The sequence below is a fragment of the Stenotrophomonas humi genome, from assembly GCF_001431415.1.
GTDB classification, from domain to species: domain Bacteria; phylum Pseudomonadota; class Gammaproteobacteria; order Xanthomonadales; family Xanthomonadaceae; genus Stenotrophomonas; species Stenotrophomonas humi.
Genome location: NZ_LDJI01000004.1, coordinates 78,802 through 96,043 on the forward strand (window position 1 = coordinate 78,802; position 17,242 = coordinate 96,043).

Sequence of the window (17,242 nt, forward strand, 5' to 3'; positions counted from 1 at the left end):
GGGTCAGCGGATGCTGAAGGTGATGTGATACGGCACCTTTCCGCCCCGTCGCGCCGAAGCGCGCATCTGATAGACCTGCACCGTGTAGGTGCCATTGGCGGGCAGTGGGCCGTTCCAATCCTGTCCGACAGTGCCGCTGCCCAGCGCGGTCGCTGAACCCGGCACGCCGCCGGGAGCGAAGACGTTGAAATTGGCATTGCTGCTGCCGCTGATGCTTACCCGCATCGTCTGGCCGGCGCGCGCGGACAACGTGTAGTTGACGCTGTCATAGCCGCCGAAGCTGCCGGACAGCGTGGCGCTGCTACTGCCCCGACTGAAATGCACAGGCGTGGTGGTGACCTTGTCTCCGGCGTTGACCGGGACGGCGCTGCAGGCCAGCAAAGTGGCGAGCGTGATGGCGATGCTGCGTTTCATGTAAAGCCCTCGATGCTGTGGGATTGCAGGGCGGGGAGGTTGTCCAGCGGGGTGATGGAGATACTCGGTTCTGCTGGAAAGCCGTGCGGCAACCGCCCTGCGTTCAATACTGAACAAGGGTGCCGTTTGGATCGCTCCTGCACGCTTCCGGTGCATGCCGAAGCCTTCAGCTGATGTCATGGGAAGGGGGCGAGGAGCGCATGTGCAGCCTACCTACGCTAGTCATATTCGTGGCGATGCAGGAACGGAATGCCAATTGCTCAAGCTGCAAGGCCGACTCATCTAATGGCGTGAACGGTGATCGGGACGTGACGACGCGATCGCTGGGATATGCCAGCGACCGTCTGTCGCAGGAAGGCGATCAGCCAACGCGCGTACCGAAAATGCGGTCACCGGCATCACCCAGCCCGGGCAGGATGTAGGCCTTGTCGTTGAGGCGTTCGTCGATGGCGGCGGTATAGATTTCCACGTCCGGATGAGCAGCTTCCACGGCCTGCAGGCCTTCCGGCGCGGCAACCAGGAAGATGCCCTTGATGCGACGCGCGCCGGCTCGCTTGAGCATGTCGATGGTCGCGATCAGGGTGCCGCCGGTCGCCAGCATCGGGTCCAGGATCAGTGCATCGCGCTCTTCCAGGCGACCGGTCAGGCGTTCGAAGTAAGGCACGGCTTCGAGGGTTTCCTCGTCGCGCTGCAGGCCGACCACGCTAACGCGGGCAGCGGGGATCAGCGACAGCACGCCGGTGAGCATGCCCAGGCCGGCGCGCAGGATCGGCACCACGGTGATCTTGGCACCGGCAATACGCTGTACCTGCACCGGGCCCGCCCAACCGGCGGTGGTATGGGTCTCGGTATCCAGGTCGGCCGTGGCCTCGTAGGCCAGCAGCGTGCCCAATTCGTTGACCACTTCACGGAAATCCTTGGTGCTCATGGCCGCATCGCGGAGCAGGCCGATCTTGTGCTGGACCAGGGGGTGACGGACTTCAACGATTTTCATGGCGGCGGGAGCTGCTGGGGAGATGCCACAGTTTGCCGCAGGCGTTCTGTACTCGGCCAGTACGCCGCTGAAATATTCCCGCCTCGACGCTGTCATGGGGGCGCAACCCAACGGACATAACGTGCACACCCATCCTTTACACAGTTCCGGGGGCAGGTGTGCGCAAGAGCGTGTTGGTGGTGGCAGTAACGACCGTGGTGGCCTGCATGGCCGCTGCGCCGGCGGGGGCGCAGCAGGTGGCACCGGACGGATCGGTGGTGGCTGCCGCTGCCGCAGGCGCGGTGGACCTGGAGCGGATCGAGGTGCGTCCGCAGCTGGAAGCGCAGACCCGCGCGGTCGAGCTCAAGCGCGATGCCAATGGGATCCAGGACGGCATTGCGTCGGATTCCATGGGTGACTATCCGGACATGAACGTGGCCGAATCGCTGCAGCGTCTGCCGGGCGTCAGTGTCACCCGCGACCAGGGCGAAGGTCGCTTCGTGGTGGTGCGTGGCCTGGATGCGGCACTCAACAGCGTCAGCATCGACGGCATCGCCGTGGGCACCCCGGAGGATTCATCGCGTGGCGCGCCGCTGGATGTGATTCCCACCGATTCGACCGAGCGCCTGCGGGTGATCAAGTCGGCCACGCCGGACATGCCGGGCGATGCCATCGGCGGCAGCGTGGTGGTGGAGTCTGCCTCGGCATTCGACCGCGACGGGCGCTCGCTGAAGGGCAAGATCGAAGCCAGCCATCAGCAGCTGTCCGGTGAAACCAGCCCCAAGGCCGCCTTCAATTACAGCGAAGTGTTCAACGATACCTTCGGTGTGGCGCTGGGCGTGAACTACCAGAAGCGCACTTTCGAGTCGGACAACACCGAAGCCGCCTATGACACGTTCGACGGTGGTGCGGACGATGACCTGGTGGTCACCGAACTGCAGCGCCGCAAGTACACCATCGAACGCGAACGCACCGGTGCCAACCTCAATCTGGATTGGCATCCGGACGATGACAATCGCTACTACCTGCGCACGTTGTACAGTCGTTTCGACGATGCCGAAACCCGCCAGCGGACCGTGTTCGGGCTTGAAGACGGCAGCATCAGCGCGTTGGGCAACGGCCGTTATCAGGTGGATGATCTGCCGGCCGACGCCATTTCCAAGCGCATGCGCTACCGCACCAAGGAAGAGAACACCTTCGCCGCCAGTCTCGGCGGTGAGAATCGCCTGACCAATGCCGTGCTCGACTACCGCCTGGGTTACACCAAGACCCGCGAGCGTGTGAACGATGAGATGGAAACGCGCTTCAAATATGACGGTGATGACCTGTCGGCCACCATCGACCAGAACAGCGGCATTCCGGGGCTGTCACTGAGCGACAACGGCTGGACCGACAGCGCCAACTACAAGTTCGATCGCGTGGTGCTCGCACCCAAGCAGGTGGACGACAGCGAGCGTAGCGCGCAGGTCAATATCCGCTTCGATGGTGATCATGCCAGTTACAAGTTCGGCGTGCTCGGCCGCTGGCGCGAACGTGCGGTGAACGTGGACGAGGCCGAGTTGCGCAAAGGCCCGGCAGTCGATTTGACCACGTGGAACGGCGAAACCCTGGATCATCGCGGTGGCCCGCTGGGGCAGGGCATGAGCTCGGCGGCCATGCGCAGGTGGTGGGCGGCCAACGGCAACCTGTACAGCGCACGACCGCAGGAAGTGGCGGGCAATGTGATGACATCGCTGGAAGAGGATTACACCGCCAACGAAGACATCTTGGCCGCCTATGCGATGGGCACCTGGGATATCGGCGCACTGCGCGTGATCGGCGGTGTGCGCGTTGAGAACACCCAGTTCGAAGCCGCCGGCAACCAGGTGGACATCGATGCGGACGGCAAGAACGCGGTCGTCACCCCGCGTACCGCCAGCAACAGCTACACCAACGTGCTGCCGGGCCTGCACCTGCGCTACGACACCAGCAACAACTGGGTGCTGCGCGGCGCCGTCAACAAGACCGTGGCGCGCCCGTCGTTCGGTGATGTGTCGCCGCGCCTGGGCGTGAACCGTGACGACATGGAAGTGCGAGTCGGCAACCCGATGCTGGATCCGTACGAATCCACCAACCTGGATTTCTCGATCGAGCGCTATCTGGGCGACAGCGGCATCGTTTCGCTGGGCCTGTTCAACAAGTCCATCGACGGTTACATCGTGGAAACCATCACTGACGAGGACGCCGAGTACCCGGGCTTCGATGTGACCCGCGCGATCAATGGCGACAAGGCCAAGGTGTTCGGTGCCGAATTCAACTGGCAGCAGCAGCTGGCGTTCCTGCCGGGCGCCTGGTCGGGCCTGCTGGTGGGCGTGAGCGGTACCTGGCTGGATACCGACTACGACCCCGGCATCGCCGGTCGTCACAACGACGATTTCACCCTGCCGCGTGCGTCCAAGAATGTGTACAGCGCGCACGTCGGTTACGAATGGGCAGGCTTCAGCACTCGCCTGGCCGGCGTATACCGCAGTGAATATCTGGACACCATCGGCAAGAACAGTGCCTATGACATCTACGTCGCGCCGCACACGCAGCTGGACTTCAGCCTGGACTACAAGTTCAGCAAGAACATGAGTGTGTATTTCGAGGCATCCAACCTGCTCGACAAACCGCTGGAGCTTTACCAGGGCGTGCGTTCGCGCACCCTGCAGAACGAAGAATACGGTCGCACCTACGCCGTTGGCCTGAAGGTGGCCCTGTGAGGGCCGCGCTGCTGGGCACTGCCGTCGCGTTGGTATTGACGGCCTGCCAGCCGGCACCAAAGGCTTCGCACCCGCCGACCGCTGCCGATGTCGCCGAAGGTGCGGTCGCTGCGCCGCCGGTGGTGGTTGCCGAGGCGTTCCTGACGCCGATGACGCCGGTCGACAACATCGACTCGCCGGCCAGCTGGCGGGCGCCGGATGGCCAGCTGTGGCTGATCGCCACCGCCAAGGCCACCGACAAACTGGTCGTCTATGACGGCCAGACCGGCAAGCACCTGCGTGACGTGGGCAGCACGGGCAAGGCGCCGGGACAGTTTGATCGTCCCAACGGTATCGCGGTGACGGGCGATCTGCTGTTCATCGTCGAGCGTGACAACCACCGCGTGCAGGTATTGCAGCTGCCGGACTTCAAGCCCCTGGGCGTGTTCGCCGGTGCGGATCTGCGCAAGCCTTACGGCCTGTGGGTGAACCCGACGCAGGGCGGCTACGACGTTTACGTCACCGACTCCTACGATGATGGCGAAGATGCCGCCGGCAACGACATCCTGCCGGCGCTGGAGCGCTTGAACGAGCGCGTGCGCCGCTACCACGTCACCCTTGATGGCAGCGGCGTGCAGGCCCGCCTGCTGCGCAGCATCGGCGACACCACGCCGAAGGGCGCGCTGCGGGTGGTCGAGTCGATCTGGGGCGATCCGGCCAATGATCGTCTGCTGGTGGCCGAAGAAGATGAAACCTACGCCAGCGAGTTCAAGGTCTACACGCTGGGCGGGGACTTCACCGGCAATACGTTCGGTAACGGAATGTTCAAAGCACAGGCCGAGGGCGTGATGCTGCGGACCTGCGGCGATGGCGGCTGGTGGATCACCACCGAGCAGGGCAAGGATCGCAGCGTGTTCCATCTGTTCGACCGCAAGACGCTGGCGCCGGTGGGTGCGTTCCACGGCAACACCGTGGCCAACACCGACGGCATCTGGAACAGCCAGCAGCCGTCGGCGCGATTCCCGCAGGGGGCTCTGTACGCGGTCCACGACGATCAGGGGGTGGTTGCGTTTGACTGGCGCGACATCGCCAAGGCCTTGTCGCTGCCGCAGGACTGCGCGCTGTGATGTCCAGGGGTAAGAGGCAGTGGCTGCTGTTGGCAGCCACGATGGTGGCGGTCGGAGCGATGGGGGTCGCTCCGGCCGCGGAGCCCAATACGCAGGTGCCGGCGGGGAGCCGGCATTACGCGGCCAGTGACTTCCCGGACCGTATCGTCGCCTCGCCGGCACAGGATGCTGCCACCGGGTTTGCGGTCGCCTGGCGCACTTCGACGTTGTCGGCGCCACCGCTGCTGGAACTGGCGCTGGCCGGCGATTCGCCGGACATGGGCAGGCTGCGGCAGATCACGGCAAACAGCCGCATCCTGCAGAGCGAGAACGGCACGTCGCAGCACCATCGTGCAGATATCGACGGACTGCAGCCGGATACGCTGTATGCCTATCGCGTGCAGGGGCAGGGTACCTGGAGCGCCTGGAATCACTTCCGTACCGCGGGTGCCGCCGGGCAACCGCTGACGCTGCTGTACTTCGGTGATACCCAGAACAAGAACCTCAGTCACGTCAGCCGGGTGATCCGCCAGGGCTGGCAGACCGCGCCGGATGCACGGTTGGCACTGTTCGCAGGCGATCTGGTCAGCGGCGGTGACGGCATGGATGACAGCGAATGGGGCGAATGGTTCGCTGCGGGTGGCTGGCTGCTGCCGGGGATGGCGGTCGCACCCGCTGCCGGCAACCACGAGTACTTCGAAGAGTTCGAGGACACGCCGCAGGAGCGACGTGTGCTGGGCGGACATTGGCCGGTGAGTTTCGCGTTGCCGGGCAATGGTGCAGTGGCAACTGCCAACACCACGTATTGGTTCGACTACCAGGGCGTGCGCGTGGCGGTGCTGGATGGCACCTCGGCGCTCGATCTGGGCACCGCGCAGGCGCAGGCGCAATGGCTTGATGGCGTGCTCGCGGACAATCAGCAGCCGTGGAGCATCGTGGTGGTGCACCAGCCGCTGTACCCACTGCGTGCCGAGCGCGATACCTCGGTGCTGGCCACGCAGATCCGACCGGTACTGCAGCGGCATCACGTCGATCTGGTGCTGCAGGGCCATGACCATACCTACGGGCGACGTGCCGACGACAACGCTGCATTGCCGCAGTACATCTCGTCGGTGGCCGGCCCCAAACAGTACCGGTTGTCGCCGCAGGCACGGGCCACGATGGAGCCGGTGGCCGAGGATACGCAGCTGTTCCAGGTGCTGCATATCGACGGCAAACAGTTGCGCTACGAAGCACGCACCGCCACCGGTCGGCTGTATGACGCCTTCCAGATCAGTCGTGACGGCAAGGGCCGCAAGCAGTTCACGGAGCTGCGCGAAGGCCGCATTGCCCCGCGTGATTGCCCGCGTCCGGTATCGCCCAAGGGGCGCGACGACCGGTGCTGGGAATGACCGGGTTCACTCCCAAGGAGTGCGTATGAAACTGCGATCTGTCGCGATGCTCTTGTGCCTGTTGCCGTGCGCTGCAAGTGCCGCGTCGGGTGTGGTGCATCCGTTCCAGCTTGCGCAGCCTGCCGGTGCGCCGGAGGAAGCGCTGTTGGTGGTGGAGATTCCGGCTGGTGGAGCGATCAAGTATGAGATGGGCGAAGGTGGCGAACTGCGGGTGGACCGCTTTCTGTCGATGCCGGTTGCCTATCCGGCCAACTACGGTTCGATGTCGCGTACCTTGGCAGGCGGTGGAGACCCGCTCGACGCCCTGGTATTGACCCGCTTCCCGGTGCAGCCGGGCGCGGTGATCCGCTTCCGTCCGCTGGGCGTGCTGCGCATGGTCGATCGCGGCGAGGCGGACGAGAAAATCGTGGGTGTGCCGGTGGACGCGGTGGATCCTACGTACCGCGACATGCGCAGTCTGGACGACTTGCCGACGATGGAGCGGCAGCGCATCGAAGCGTTCTTCCGCGTCTACAAACAGCTGCCAGACGGCGGTGATATCCAGCTCAATGGCTGGGGCGATGCTGCCGAGGCGCGGCAGGTGATCCGCGCGGCGTTGGAAAAGTTCCGAACCCAGTCTGCCATCCGCTGATCCGGTCGGGTGCTGGCGACATCTGCGGGGGAGTGGGGATCACCACGGCGAGCCGCAAGGACAGGGGGGATGCGATACTCCTGTGCTCAACGAGGGGCGTTTGGCTGCTGGCTGATGGCTTTGCTCGTTGCGTGATACTTGTGAGGGGTAGGCATGCGCGCAGGTGTTGTATCAAGCAGGATTTTTCTCACGCTGCTGGCGGTGGCGGTCACCGCCACGGCGGCGGCGCTGCCGCCGCGTGAGCAGGAGCAGGTGAGCCCGAGTGAGGTGATCTTCATCGCCGGCAAGCCGTACATCGACCTGGGCGATGGTGTGCCCGAGCGCCTGCAGACGCGCAGAGAGAGCGGTCAGACGATCTACTACCGCTGGGTCCGTTACGACCCGGCGACCGGTTACGTGACCGAACCGCCACCCCGGCCCAAGGCAGGCCAAGCGCTTCCCTTTACCTGGGGCGTACCGGCGGACGCACGGCCGTACGTTGAAGCTTTCGATGCCGTCATCGAGACCCGCATCGCCGGCGACTTCGAAGGCTGGGAAGGTGACACGGTGTTCCGGATGGAGAACGGGCAGGTGTGGCTGCAGACCGATGGCAAGAGCGAGCGCACCCGCATGCGCAGTCCGCGTGTCTACCTGTTCCGCGACTACGGCCACTACGAGATGCGCGTGGAAGGCATGCGCGATTCCATCCGGGTTCGCCGGCAGAGCTGATCGACGGCCGGTGGTCCTGGGCAGCATCGCCATGGCAGGAGGGGGAGCCGGTTTCACCCCCTGCATCAGTTGCTCGACTTATACTCGGCGGGCGTGTCGGTCGCAGAGTGCTGGCAGCGGAGGTTGGCATTGGAGTCTGCCATGGCCGCCAAGGCGAGCTGCTCTGCAGAAGATCTTGATCATTTGGACAGTCCGGCAGTTGCTGCGATGCCGGCTGTCATCACGGAGGATAGTTGTCATGCATGCAGGAAAGACGTTGATGGGGTTTGGGGCGGCGCTGTTGCTGGTTGCCGTCTCCTGGGGCGCAACGGCACAGCAGGCGCCGCTGCAGGAAGAATTCGTCAATCCGAGCGAAGTGGTGTTCGAGGGCGGGCAGGCCTACGCCGACGCCGGTGGCGGCAGGCTGGAGCGCCTGCACAGCCGCAAGCAGGATGGGGAAACGGTGTACTACCGCATGGTGCGTTACGACAACGAGCAGGGCTATGTCGACAACGATGGCGATGCGGTTGCATCGCAGAGCGTGAGCGATAGCGGCTCGCTGGGTGCCACGCCCTACCGCTATTACGGCTCCGGGCATCTGGCCCGTCCTGATTTCTACAACAGCCCCTACAACCGCGATGCGCGCCAGCGCTATTGGGGGCCGGGCTATTTCGGTAGCTGCAGCCGCTACGATGGTTGCCGCGAAGTGCAATACGTGCCGCTGGTACCCGTGGTGCCCGTAGTGCCGTATTACCGCTCAGGTTACTGAGCGGTATCGCGCACGAATGAATCGGCCGTTGTCCGCCGTGAAGCTGACGCTGTCGATAGCAGGGCGCTATCTGTAGCAGTCAGCTGTAGCACAGTCAGGGACAGCCCGCTGTCCCGAACCAGGAGAAGTCCACGATGCGACGCTCAGTGAGCGTCGCATGATGTGCCGAGGGTGCTCAGGCGTTGAGCACTTCCAGCAGGCGGCCATCGGGCAACTTGAGGCCTTGCGGACGTTGCTGGGTCTCGATGAGCTCGGCCAGGCGCCCTGCGTTCGGGCACTGCAGCATCATGTAGTTGACGTCGAAATTGAGCTTGTCGACCAGGAAGTCGATGAACGCGCGCACTTTCGGTGACACCATGCCGCCACCGGCGAAGACCGCGTTGAAGTCATACTCCGGCCCGGTCCAACCGGCCAGTACGCGACGCAGCATGCCCGACTCGACGAACGGCTTGGCCATCACGTCGCTGCTCAACATCAGGCCCTCACCGGCCACCAGCATGGTGTTCAACGCGGCTGGGTCATTGGCGACCAGTGCCGGGTTGACGATGAATTCCTGCATCTCGCCACCGGCTTCGGCCAGCGTCCAGCTGAAGCGGTTGTTGTGGTTGTGGGCCTTGCGTACCGCCAGCGTGCGGTGGAACTGCAGCTCGCTGGGATGGCGCGGCTCGCCGTAACGTTGAATGTAACCGGGGCTGGCGAACACCTGGCTGCGCAGCCGGCCCAGCTTGCGCGCGACCAGGTTGGAGTCGGGCAACGGCCCGACCCGCAAGGCCATGTCGGTTTCGCCCGCGATCAGGTCCAGCTTCTCGTTGCCCAGATGCATGTCGACACGGATTTCCGGGTACTGCGCCTGGAACTGGTTCAGCAATGGTGCGATCCACATCGTGCCCATCGAGTAGGGCACGGTGAAGCGCAACCAGCCGCGTGGGCCGGACTGCAGCTGGCTCACCGCGCTTTCGGCCTGCTCCAGTTCACGGGCAATGCGCTGGCAATGTTCGTAGTAGACGGTGCCGGCTTCGGTCAGGCCGAGGCGGCGGGTGGTTCGATTCAACAGGCGCGCACCGAGCCGGCTTTCCAGTTCCTGCACCTTGCGGCTGACGGTGGTCTTGGGCTGCCCAAGCAGGCGGGCGGCTGCGGTGAAACTTCCTTGTTCGACCACCTTCACGAAGATCAGGGTGTCATTGAGATCGTTGGCCATGGGGGGCGCTCTAGCGGCAGCGGGATTGTGCCGGCGACGGGATGATTATTCCCTTGAATTCGTACTAATCAAGTCTGGATTAGAGGATTACTGTTTCGTCCTCCGCCAAGTCCGGATTTGCAGCCATGCGCCTGCGCCACCTCGCCCCGTTCCGTCAGACCCGCCGTACTCCGGCGTTCTCTGGTAATTCCAATTACCGTTTTTCGGTCAACAACCTGAATCCATTGAACTTTGAAAGCCTTTTCAAGGATTCCGAAGTGGCCGCCAAGCGCGTGGGTGAGGGCGTGATTCGGGATGGTCTGGTGCGTTGCCTGCGGTTCTTTGTCCCATCAGTGGGAGAAAAATTTCCGTGAGCGGGACACTGCTCCCGCGTATTCAGCGATTCCGCAACGTCGCTTTCAAGGGTGCGTGCGCAGCGCTGCGCGGCAGTGCCCCGGAATGTTGCGCCGCGCATGGCTGCATACCCGCTCGATTTGGACTTTCGTTTTCCTTCCACTCCCCCATGGATGCATGACATGAACGGTATCTCCTTCCCCTCCCGCATCACGCGGCGCATTGCCACTTTCGGCATGTCCGCGCTTGCCCTTGCCGTCCTCGCCGCCTGCAGTGGCGGTCACGCCGAAGAAGCCGGCATGCCGCCAGCGCCCGAGGTCAGCGCCGCGCCGGTGCTGGTCAAGCAGGTCAGCCAATGGGACGAGTTCAGCGGCCGCGTCGAAGCGGTGCAGAGTGTTGAACTGCGCCCGCGTGTGTCCGGCTACATCGACAAGGTCAATTACGTCGAAGGCCAGGAGGTGAAGAAGGGCGACGTGCTGTTCACCATCGATGCGCGCAGTTACCAGGCTGAGTTCAACCGCGCACAGGCCGAACTGGCGCGCGCTCGCACGCAGGCGGCACTGGCACGCAGTGAATCCGAGCGCGCCCGCCGCCTGGCCGAGCAGCAGGCCATCGCAGCGGAAACGGCCGAGCAGCGTCGCGCTGCTGCCGATCAGTCCGGTGCGCAGGTGATGGCGGCACAGGCCGCACTGGATGCCGCGCGCCTGAACCTTGAGTTCACCAAGGTGCGCGCGCCGATTGATGGCCGTGCCGGGCGCGCGATGGTCACCGCCGGCAACCTGGTGACGGCCGGTGATGTGGCCAGCGTGCTGACCACGCTGGTGTCGCTGGACACGGTGCACGTCTACTTCGATGCCGACGAAAGCACCTTCCTGCGTTACGCGCAGATGGCACGCAAGGGCGAGCGCCCGAGCGAGCGTGACCAGGCGCTGCCGGTGAAGGTCGGCCTCAGCGGCGAAGAAGGTTTCCCGCATGACGGCAAGGTCGACTTCCTCGACAACCAGGTCGCGCGCAGCACCGGCACCATCGGCGTGCGTGCGTTGCTGGACAACCGTGAGCGTCTGTTCACGCCGGGTCTGTTCGCCCGCGTGCGACTGCTCGGCAGTGGTGAGTTCCAGGCCGTACTGATCGACGACAAGGCCGTGCTCACCGACCAGGACCGCAAGTACGTGTACGTGGTGGACAAGGACGGCAAGGCGCAGCGCAAGGATGTGCAGCTGGGTCGCACCGCGGAAGGCCTGCGCATTGTCGAAATGGGCCTGGCCGCCGGCGACAAGGTGATTGTTGATGGCGTGCAGAAGGTGTTCATGCCAGGCATGCCGGTACAGGCCAAGCCGGTGGCGATGCAGCCAGTGCCGGCCGCCGGTGCCAAGACCGCGTCGCTGAACTGATCCACTTCGTTTGATGCCGGCGTGGTGCCGGCTCCAGGTCCTCGCCCGAAAGGGCGAGGGCAGGGTGGCTGCTTGCCGTCGTCAGCCCTTTCAAGGACTTCCCCCTATGGATTTTTCCCGTTTCTTCATCGACAGACCGATCTTCGCGGCGGTGCTATCGATCGTGATCTTTGCCGCAGGCCTGATCAGCATTCCGATGCTGCCGATCGGTGAATACCCGGAAGTGGTACCGCCCTCGGTGGTGGTGCGCACGGTGTACCCGGGCGCCAATCCCAAGGTCATCGCCGAGACCGTGGCCACGCCGCTGGAAGAAGCGATCAACGGCGTCGAGGGCATGATGTACCTCAAGTCGGTGGCCGGCTCCGACGGCGTGCTGCAGATGACCATCACCTTCCGTCCGGGTACCGACCCGGACGAGGCGGCGGTGAAGGTGCAGAACCGCGTCGCCCAGGCGCAGGCCCGCCTGCCTGAGGACGTGCGTCGGCAGGGTGTGACCACGCAGAAGCAGTCGCCGACCTTCCTGATGGTGGTGCACCTGACCTCCCCCCAGGGCAAGTACGACACGCTGTACCTGCGCAACTACGCACGCCTGCACGTCAAGGATGCACTGGCGCGTATCCAGGGCGTAGGTGACGCGCAGATCTTCGGTGGTGGTGATTACGCCATGCGCGCGTGGCTGGATCCGGACCGCGTGGCCTCACGCGGGCTGACCGCCAGCGACGTGGTGCGTGCGATGCGTGAGCAGAACGTGCAGGTTTCGGCCGGCCAGCTCGGCGCCGAGCCGATGCCCAACAGCCAGTTCCTGACCCTGATCAACGCCCAGGGCCGCCTGCGCAGCGAGCAGGAGTTCAAGGACATCGTGCTCAAGAGCGGTGTCGATGGTGAAGTGGTGCGCTTGTCGGATGTGGCGCGCGTCGAACTCGGCGCGGGCGACTACACGCTGCGTTCGCAGCTCGATGGCAAGAACGCGGTGGGCATCGGCATCTTCCAGGCACCAGGCGCCAACGCACTGGAGATCCGCGACGCGGTGATCGCGACGATGGACGACATGCAGAAGACCTTCCCGGCCGACGTGAAGTATGAAGCGGTGTACGACACCACCATCTTCGTGCGCGATTCGATCAAGGCCGTGGTGACCACGCTGCTGGAAGCCATCGCGCTGGTGGTGCTGGTGGTGATCCTGTTCCTGCAGACCTGGCGTGCCTCGATCATTCCGTTGATCGCAGTGCCGGTGTCGATCGTGGGTACATTCGCGGCGCTGTACATGCTGGGCTTCTCGATCAACACGCTGAGCCTGTTCGGTTTGGTGCTGGCGATCGGCATCGTGGTGGATGACGCCATCGTGGTGGTGGAGAACGTCGAACGAAACATCGAGGAAGGCCTGTCGCCGACGGCGGCGGCGCACCAAGCGATGAAGGAAGTGTCCGGGCCGATCATCGCCATCGCGCTGGTCCTGTGTGCGGTGTTCGTGCCGATGGCGTTCCTGTCCGGCGTGACCGGCCAGTTCTACAAGCAGTTCGCCGTCACCATCGCCATCTCGACGGTGATCTCGGCAATCAATTCGCTGACTCTGTCGCCGGCACTGGCCGCGCGCCTGCTCAAGCCGCACGGTGCACCGAAGGATGGCCCGAGCCGTCTGATCGACCGCTTGTTCGGCTGGGTATTCCGTCCGTTCAACCGCTTCTTCAAGTCCAGTTCGGAGAAGTACGAAAGCAGTGTGTCGAAGATCCTGGGCCGTCGCGGTGCGGTGTTCGTGGTCTACGCGATCCTGCTGTTGGGCACCGGTGTGATCTTCAAGCTGGTGCCGCCTGGCTTCATTCCGACCCAGGACAAGCTGTACCTGATCGCCGGTGTGAAGTTGCCGGAAGGTTCGTCCATCGCCCGGACCGATGAAATGCTGCGCAAGGTGGCCAAGATCGCCCAGGAAACCGATGGCGTTGCGCACACCATTTCGTTCCCCGGCTTGAATGCGCTGCAGTTCACCAATACGCCCAACACCGGCGTGGCGTTCATCCCGCTCAAGCCGTTCAACGAGCGCCATGGCCGCACCGCAGCGCAGATCAATGCCGAGATCAACCAGAAGATCGCCGGGCTGCAGGAAGGCTTCGCGTTCGCGATGATGCCGCCGCCGATCCTCGGTCTGGGCAACGGCAATGGCTACCAGATGTTCATCCAGGACCGTGGCAACCTTGGCTATGGCGCGTTGCAGAACGCGGTGCAGTCGATGCAGGGTGCCGTAGCGCAGACGCCGGGCATGGCATACCCGATCACCAGCTACCAGGCCAACGTGCCGCAGCTGGATGCGGAAGTGGATCGCGTCAAGGCCAAGGCCCAGGGCGTGCAGCTGACGGAGTTGTTCGACACGCTGCAGACCTATCTGGGTTCGGCGTACGTCAACGACTTCAACCAGTTCGGTCGTACCTGGCAGGTGATCGCACAGGCCGACGGTCAGTTCCGTGACAGCGTGGAAGACATCGGCAAGCTGCGCACCCGCAATGATCGCGGCGAGATGGTGCCGATCGGCTCGATGGTGACCGTGAAGGAAACCTACGGCCCGGATCCGGTGCTGCGTTTCAACGGTTACCCGGCAGCGGATCTGGCAGGTGAAGCCGACCCGCGCATGCTGTCCTCGGCCGAGGCGATGAACAAGCTGACCGATATCGCCGGCAAGGTGTTGCCGGTGGGCATGACCACCGAGTGGACCGACCTGAGCTACCAGCAGGCCACGCAGGGCAAGGCCGCCTTCATCGTGTTCCCGGTGGCGATCCTGCTGGCGTTCCTGGTGCTGGCTGCGCTGTACGAAAGCTGGTCGCTGCCACTGGCGGTGATCCTGATCGTGCCGATGACGCTGCTGTCCGCCTTGTTCGGCGTGTGGCTGACCGGAGGCGACAACAACGTGTTCGTGCAGGTGGGTCTGGTGGTGTTGATGGGCCTGGCATGCAAGAACGCGATCCTGATCGTCGAGTTCGCCCGCGAACTGGAAATGGGTGGCAAGGGCATTGTCGAAGCGGCACTGGAAGCCTGCCGTCTGCGTCTGCGTCCGATCGTGATGACGTCCATCGCCTTCATCGCCGGCACGATCCCGCTGGTGTTGTCTCACGGTGCGGGTGCCGAGGTGCGTTCGGTCACCGGCATCACGGTGTTCGCCGGCATGCTAGGCGTAACGTTGTTCGGGTTGTTCCTGACGCCGGTGTTCTACGTCGCGTTGCGCAAGTTCGTTACCCGGAACGGTGGCGGCAAGTTGGCACTGCATGGTGAGCCGACCCTGCATCACTGAGGCAGGAGCAATGGGCGAAGAGTGGGGAATCTCCTGCTCTTCGCTCCCGCTCCAGGGTTTTCCCTCCCGCCAAAGGCGGGGGTGACGATCCGGAAGTGGTCTGCAGCCATCCCAAATACTCCCCCATGAGAACTATCCAATGAGCAATCACAACGAAAAGATCGCGCTGGTTACCGGCGCCACCCGTGGCATTGGCGCCGAGACCGTACGCCAGCTGGCGCAGTCCGGCGTGCACACGCTGTTGGCCGGGCGCAAGCGTGAGGCGGCGGTGGCGCTGGCGTTGAAGCTGCAAGCCGAAGGCCTGCCTGTGGAAGCGCTGCAGCTGGATGTGACCGATGCGGACAGCATCGCCATCGCGGTCGAGCACGTCACCGAACGTCATGGCCGTCTCGATATCCTGGTCAACAACGCCGGCGTACTGCTGGAGGATCCGGCGCTGGCGCCATCGGCACAGTCACTGGATGCCTGGCGCAGCACTTTCGATACCAACGTGTTCGCGCTGGTGGCAGTGACCCAGGCATTCCTGCCATTGCTGAAGAAGTCCAATGCCGCGCGCATCGTCAACGTGTCCAGCGTGTTGGGCTCGCAGACGCTGCATGCCGATCCCACGTCGGATATCTGGGATTTCAAGATTCCGGCCTACAACGCCTCCAAGGCGGCAGTGAACAGCTGGACGTTGAGTCTGGCCTATGAGCTGCGTGCTACGCCGATCAAGGTCAACACCGTGCATCCGGGCTACGTCAAAACCGATATGAACGGTGGCGAAGGTGAGATCGAGATCGCTGACGGCGCGCGTTCCAGCGTGCAGATGGCGTTGATCGGTAGTGACGGCCCGACCGGCAGCTTCACTTATCTCGGCGAGGTGCTGCCGTGGTGATACGCATGTTGACCGCCGCCGTTGCCAGCGCGCTGCTGGCCGGCTGCGTCAGTGTCGGCCCCGACTACAAGGCGCCGCCGCCGCAGGTGGTGCAGCTGCAGGGCAGTGCTGATCCCTCCTTCAGTACCGCCTCGCCGGTTGCCAACTGGTGGTCGCAGTTCGACGACCCGGTGTTGACGCAACTGGTGCACGGCGCACTGGCCGGAAACCTTGATCTCCAGGTCGCCATGGCGCGGGTGCGTGCAGCACGCGCGGTCTTCACCGAGCAACGTCTGGATCAGGCGCCGCATGTGACTGCCGGTGGCAGTCAGGATCGCCGCAAGCAACCCGACCCTGCCCAGGGTGGGGAACGTGCCTACAGCGAGAGCTACCAGCTCGGCTTTGATGCCGGCTGGGAGCTGGATCTGTTCGGTCGCCAGCGTCGTGCCGCGGAGGCCGCGCGTGCCGACCTCGGCGCGGAGCGGGACGGCCTGGTCGATGCCCAGGTCACGGTTGCTGCCGAAGTTGCCCGCAACTACTTCGAGTTGCGTGGTGCGCAGAAGCGCATCGCAGTGGCCCAGCAGACGTTGATCAACCTGCGCGACACCCAGCAGCTCACCGAAACACGGTGGGAACTGGGCGCCGGCAGTGAGTTGGACGTGCAGAGCAGTCGCGCGCGCTTGAAGGCGATTGAAGCCGACATTCCGTTGCTGGAGGTGGCGCAGGTGCAGTCACGGCATCGCCTGGCGGTGTTGCTGGGAGAACGCCCTGATGCGTTGAACACACTGCTGCAGCCACGCGAAGTGCCGGCGTTCGCCAAGGCATTGCCGCTGGGCGACACCACCGATCTGTTGCGTCAGCGCGCGGATGTGCGTAGTGCCGAGCGTCGTCTGGCGGCGGCGACCGCGCGTGTTGGCGTGGCGACTGCGGATCTGTTTCCGCGGATCAGCCTGAGTGGTTTCGTCGGCTTCCTCGGCGGCGATGCGAACGGGTTGGTCAACGGCAGCAACAAGGCATGGTCACTGACCCCGTCGATCAGTTGGGCTGCATTCGATTTCGGTACCGTGCGCGCGCGTTTGCGTGCCAGCAAGGCGCAGGCCGACGGTGCGGCTGCCGAGTACGAGCAGGCGGTGCTGCTGGCGTTGGAGGACACCGAGAACGCGCTGACACGCTATGCCAAGGAACAGGCGCGCCTGGCGATCATTGCCGAGCAGGCACAGGCGGCACGTCGTGCGGCAAGCCTGGCGCAGATCCGCTACCGCGAAGGCTCGGAGGATTTCCTTGCCTTGCTGGATGCACAGCGCAATCAGCTGGCTGCCGATGATGCGTTGGCTGCGGCCGAGGCAACGGTCAACGTCAACGTGGTGGCCGTATACAAGGCGCTGGGCGGTGGTGTGCAGTCGGCGGAGTCGGTGGCGGCGTTGCCGTAAATCGAAGTGAAGTGATGTCAGCGGGCCCCTCTCCCCAACCCCTCTCCCGCGAGGGGAGGGGGGCTC

14 protein-coding genes are annotated in these 17,242 nt (G+C 64.2%); 11 read left to right on the top strand and 3 right to left on the bottom strand.

What is annotated here, in order from left to right; all coding sequences use genetic code 11:
- Positions 1-3: 3 nt before the first annotated feature.
- The gene (locus tag ABB26_RS01715; RefSeq protein WP_057631850.1) at positions 4-414 is read right to left on the bottom strand and encodes a hypothetical protein; all 411 of its coding nucleotides are present in this window, start codon (positions 412-414) and stop codon (positions 4-6) included.
- 361 nt (positions 415-775) lie between these two features.
- Positions 776-1,408 (bottom strand): uracil phosphoribosyltransferase, encoded by a 633-nt coding sequence (upp, locus tag ABB26_RS01720; protein ID WP_057631851.1) that lies wholly within the window; start codon positions 1,406-1,408, stop codon positions 776-778.
- A gap of 206 nt (positions 1,409-1,614) precedes the next feature.
- Here upp and ABB26_RS01725 point away from each other — a divergent pair, with 206 nt between their 5' ends.
- From ABB26_RS01725 to ABB26_RS01750, 6 genes are all read left to right on the top strand, one after another.
- The gene (locus ABB26_RS01725) at positions 1,615-4,128 is read left to right on the top strand and encodes a TonB-dependent receptor (RefSeq protein WP_057632008.1); all 2,514 of its coding nucleotides are present in this window, start codon (positions 1,615-1,617) and stop codon (positions 4,126-4,128) included.
- Positions 4,125-5,234, top strand: coding sequence for an NHL repeat-containing protein (locus ABB26_RS01730; RefSeq protein WP_057631852.1), 1,110 nt, complete (start codon positions 4,125-4,127; stop codon positions 5,232-5,234). Before ABB26_RS01725 ends, ABB26_RS01730 begins: the two co-directional genes overlap by 4 nt.
- Positions 5,234-6,604, top strand: a complete 1,371-nt coding sequence (locus ABB26_RS01735) for a purple acid phosphatase family protein (RefSeq protein ID WP_083490628.1) — start codon at positions 5,234-5,236, stop codon at positions 6,602-6,604. Before ABB26_RS01730 ends, ABB26_RS01735 begins: the two co-directional genes overlap by 1 nt.
- A gap of 25 nt (positions 6,605-6,629) precedes the next feature.
- Positions 6,630-7,235 (top strand): inorganic diphosphatase, encoded by a 606-nt coding sequence (locus tag ABB26_RS01740; RefSeq protein WP_057631853.1) that lies wholly within the window; start codon positions 6,630-6,632, stop codon positions 7,233-7,235.
- 153 nt (positions 7,236-7,388) lie between these two features.
- The gene (locus tag ABB26_RS01745; protein ID WP_057631854.1) at positions 7,389-7,943 is read left to right on the top strand and encodes a hypothetical protein; all 555 of its coding nucleotides are present in this window, start codon (positions 7,389-7,391) and stop codon (positions 7,941-7,943) included.
- A 238-nt stretch (positions 7,944-8,181) separates the two neighbouring features.
- The gene (locus ABB26_RS01750) at positions 8,182-8,691 is read left to right on the top strand and encodes a hypothetical protein (protein WP_083490629.1); all 510 of its coding nucleotides are present in this window, start codon (positions 8,182-8,184) and stop codon (positions 8,689-8,691) included.
- Positions 8,692-8,866: 175 nt separating this feature from the next.
- Here ABB26_RS01750 and ABB26_RS01755 read toward each other — a convergent pair whose 3' ends face one another.
- Complete coding sequence (locus ABB26_RS01755) at positions 8,867-9,889, bottom strand: LysR family transcriptional regulator (protein WP_057631856.1); 1,023 nt, start codon at positions 9,887-9,889, stop codon at positions 8,867-8,869.
- A gap of 125 nt (positions 9,890-10,014) precedes the next feature.
- Here ABB26_RS01755 and ABB26_RS01760 point away from each other — a divergent pair, with 125 nt between their 5' ends.
- From ABB26_RS01760 to ABB26_RS01780, 5 genes are all read left to right on the top strand, one after another.
- A complete protein-coding gene (locus ABB26_RS01760; protein WP_057631857.1) occupies positions 10,015-10,242 on the top strand; it encodes a hypothetical protein in 228 nt (75 codons plus the stop codon).
- Between the two features lie 216 nt (positions 10,243-10,458).
- Positions 10,459-11,613, top strand: a complete 1,155-nt coding sequence (locus ABB26_RS01765; RefSeq protein WP_245626118.1) for an efflux RND transporter periplasmic adaptor subunit — start codon at positions 10,459-10,461, stop codon at positions 11,611-11,613.
- 106 nt (positions 11,614-11,719) lie between these two features.
- Entirely contained in the window at positions 11,720-14,890 is a 3,171-nt protein-coding gene (locus ABB26_RS01770) for an efflux RND transporter permease subunit (RefSeq protein WP_057631858.1), read from the top strand.
- Positions 14,891-15,029: 139 nt separating this feature from the next.
- Positions 15,030-15,767: an SDR family oxidoreductase gene (locus ABB26_RS01775; RefSeq protein WP_057631859.1), complete on the top strand. Its 738-nt coding sequence runs from the start codon at positions 15,030-15,032 to the stop codon at positions 15,765-15,767.
- Between the two features lie 5 nt (positions 15,768-15,772).
- Complete coding sequence (locus tag ABB26_RS01780) at positions 15,773-17,176, top strand: efflux transporter outer membrane subunit (RefSeq protein WP_425477229.1); 1,404 nt, start codon at positions 15,773-15,775, stop codon at positions 17,174-17,176.
- Positions 17,177-17,242 lie beyond the last annotated feature (66 nt).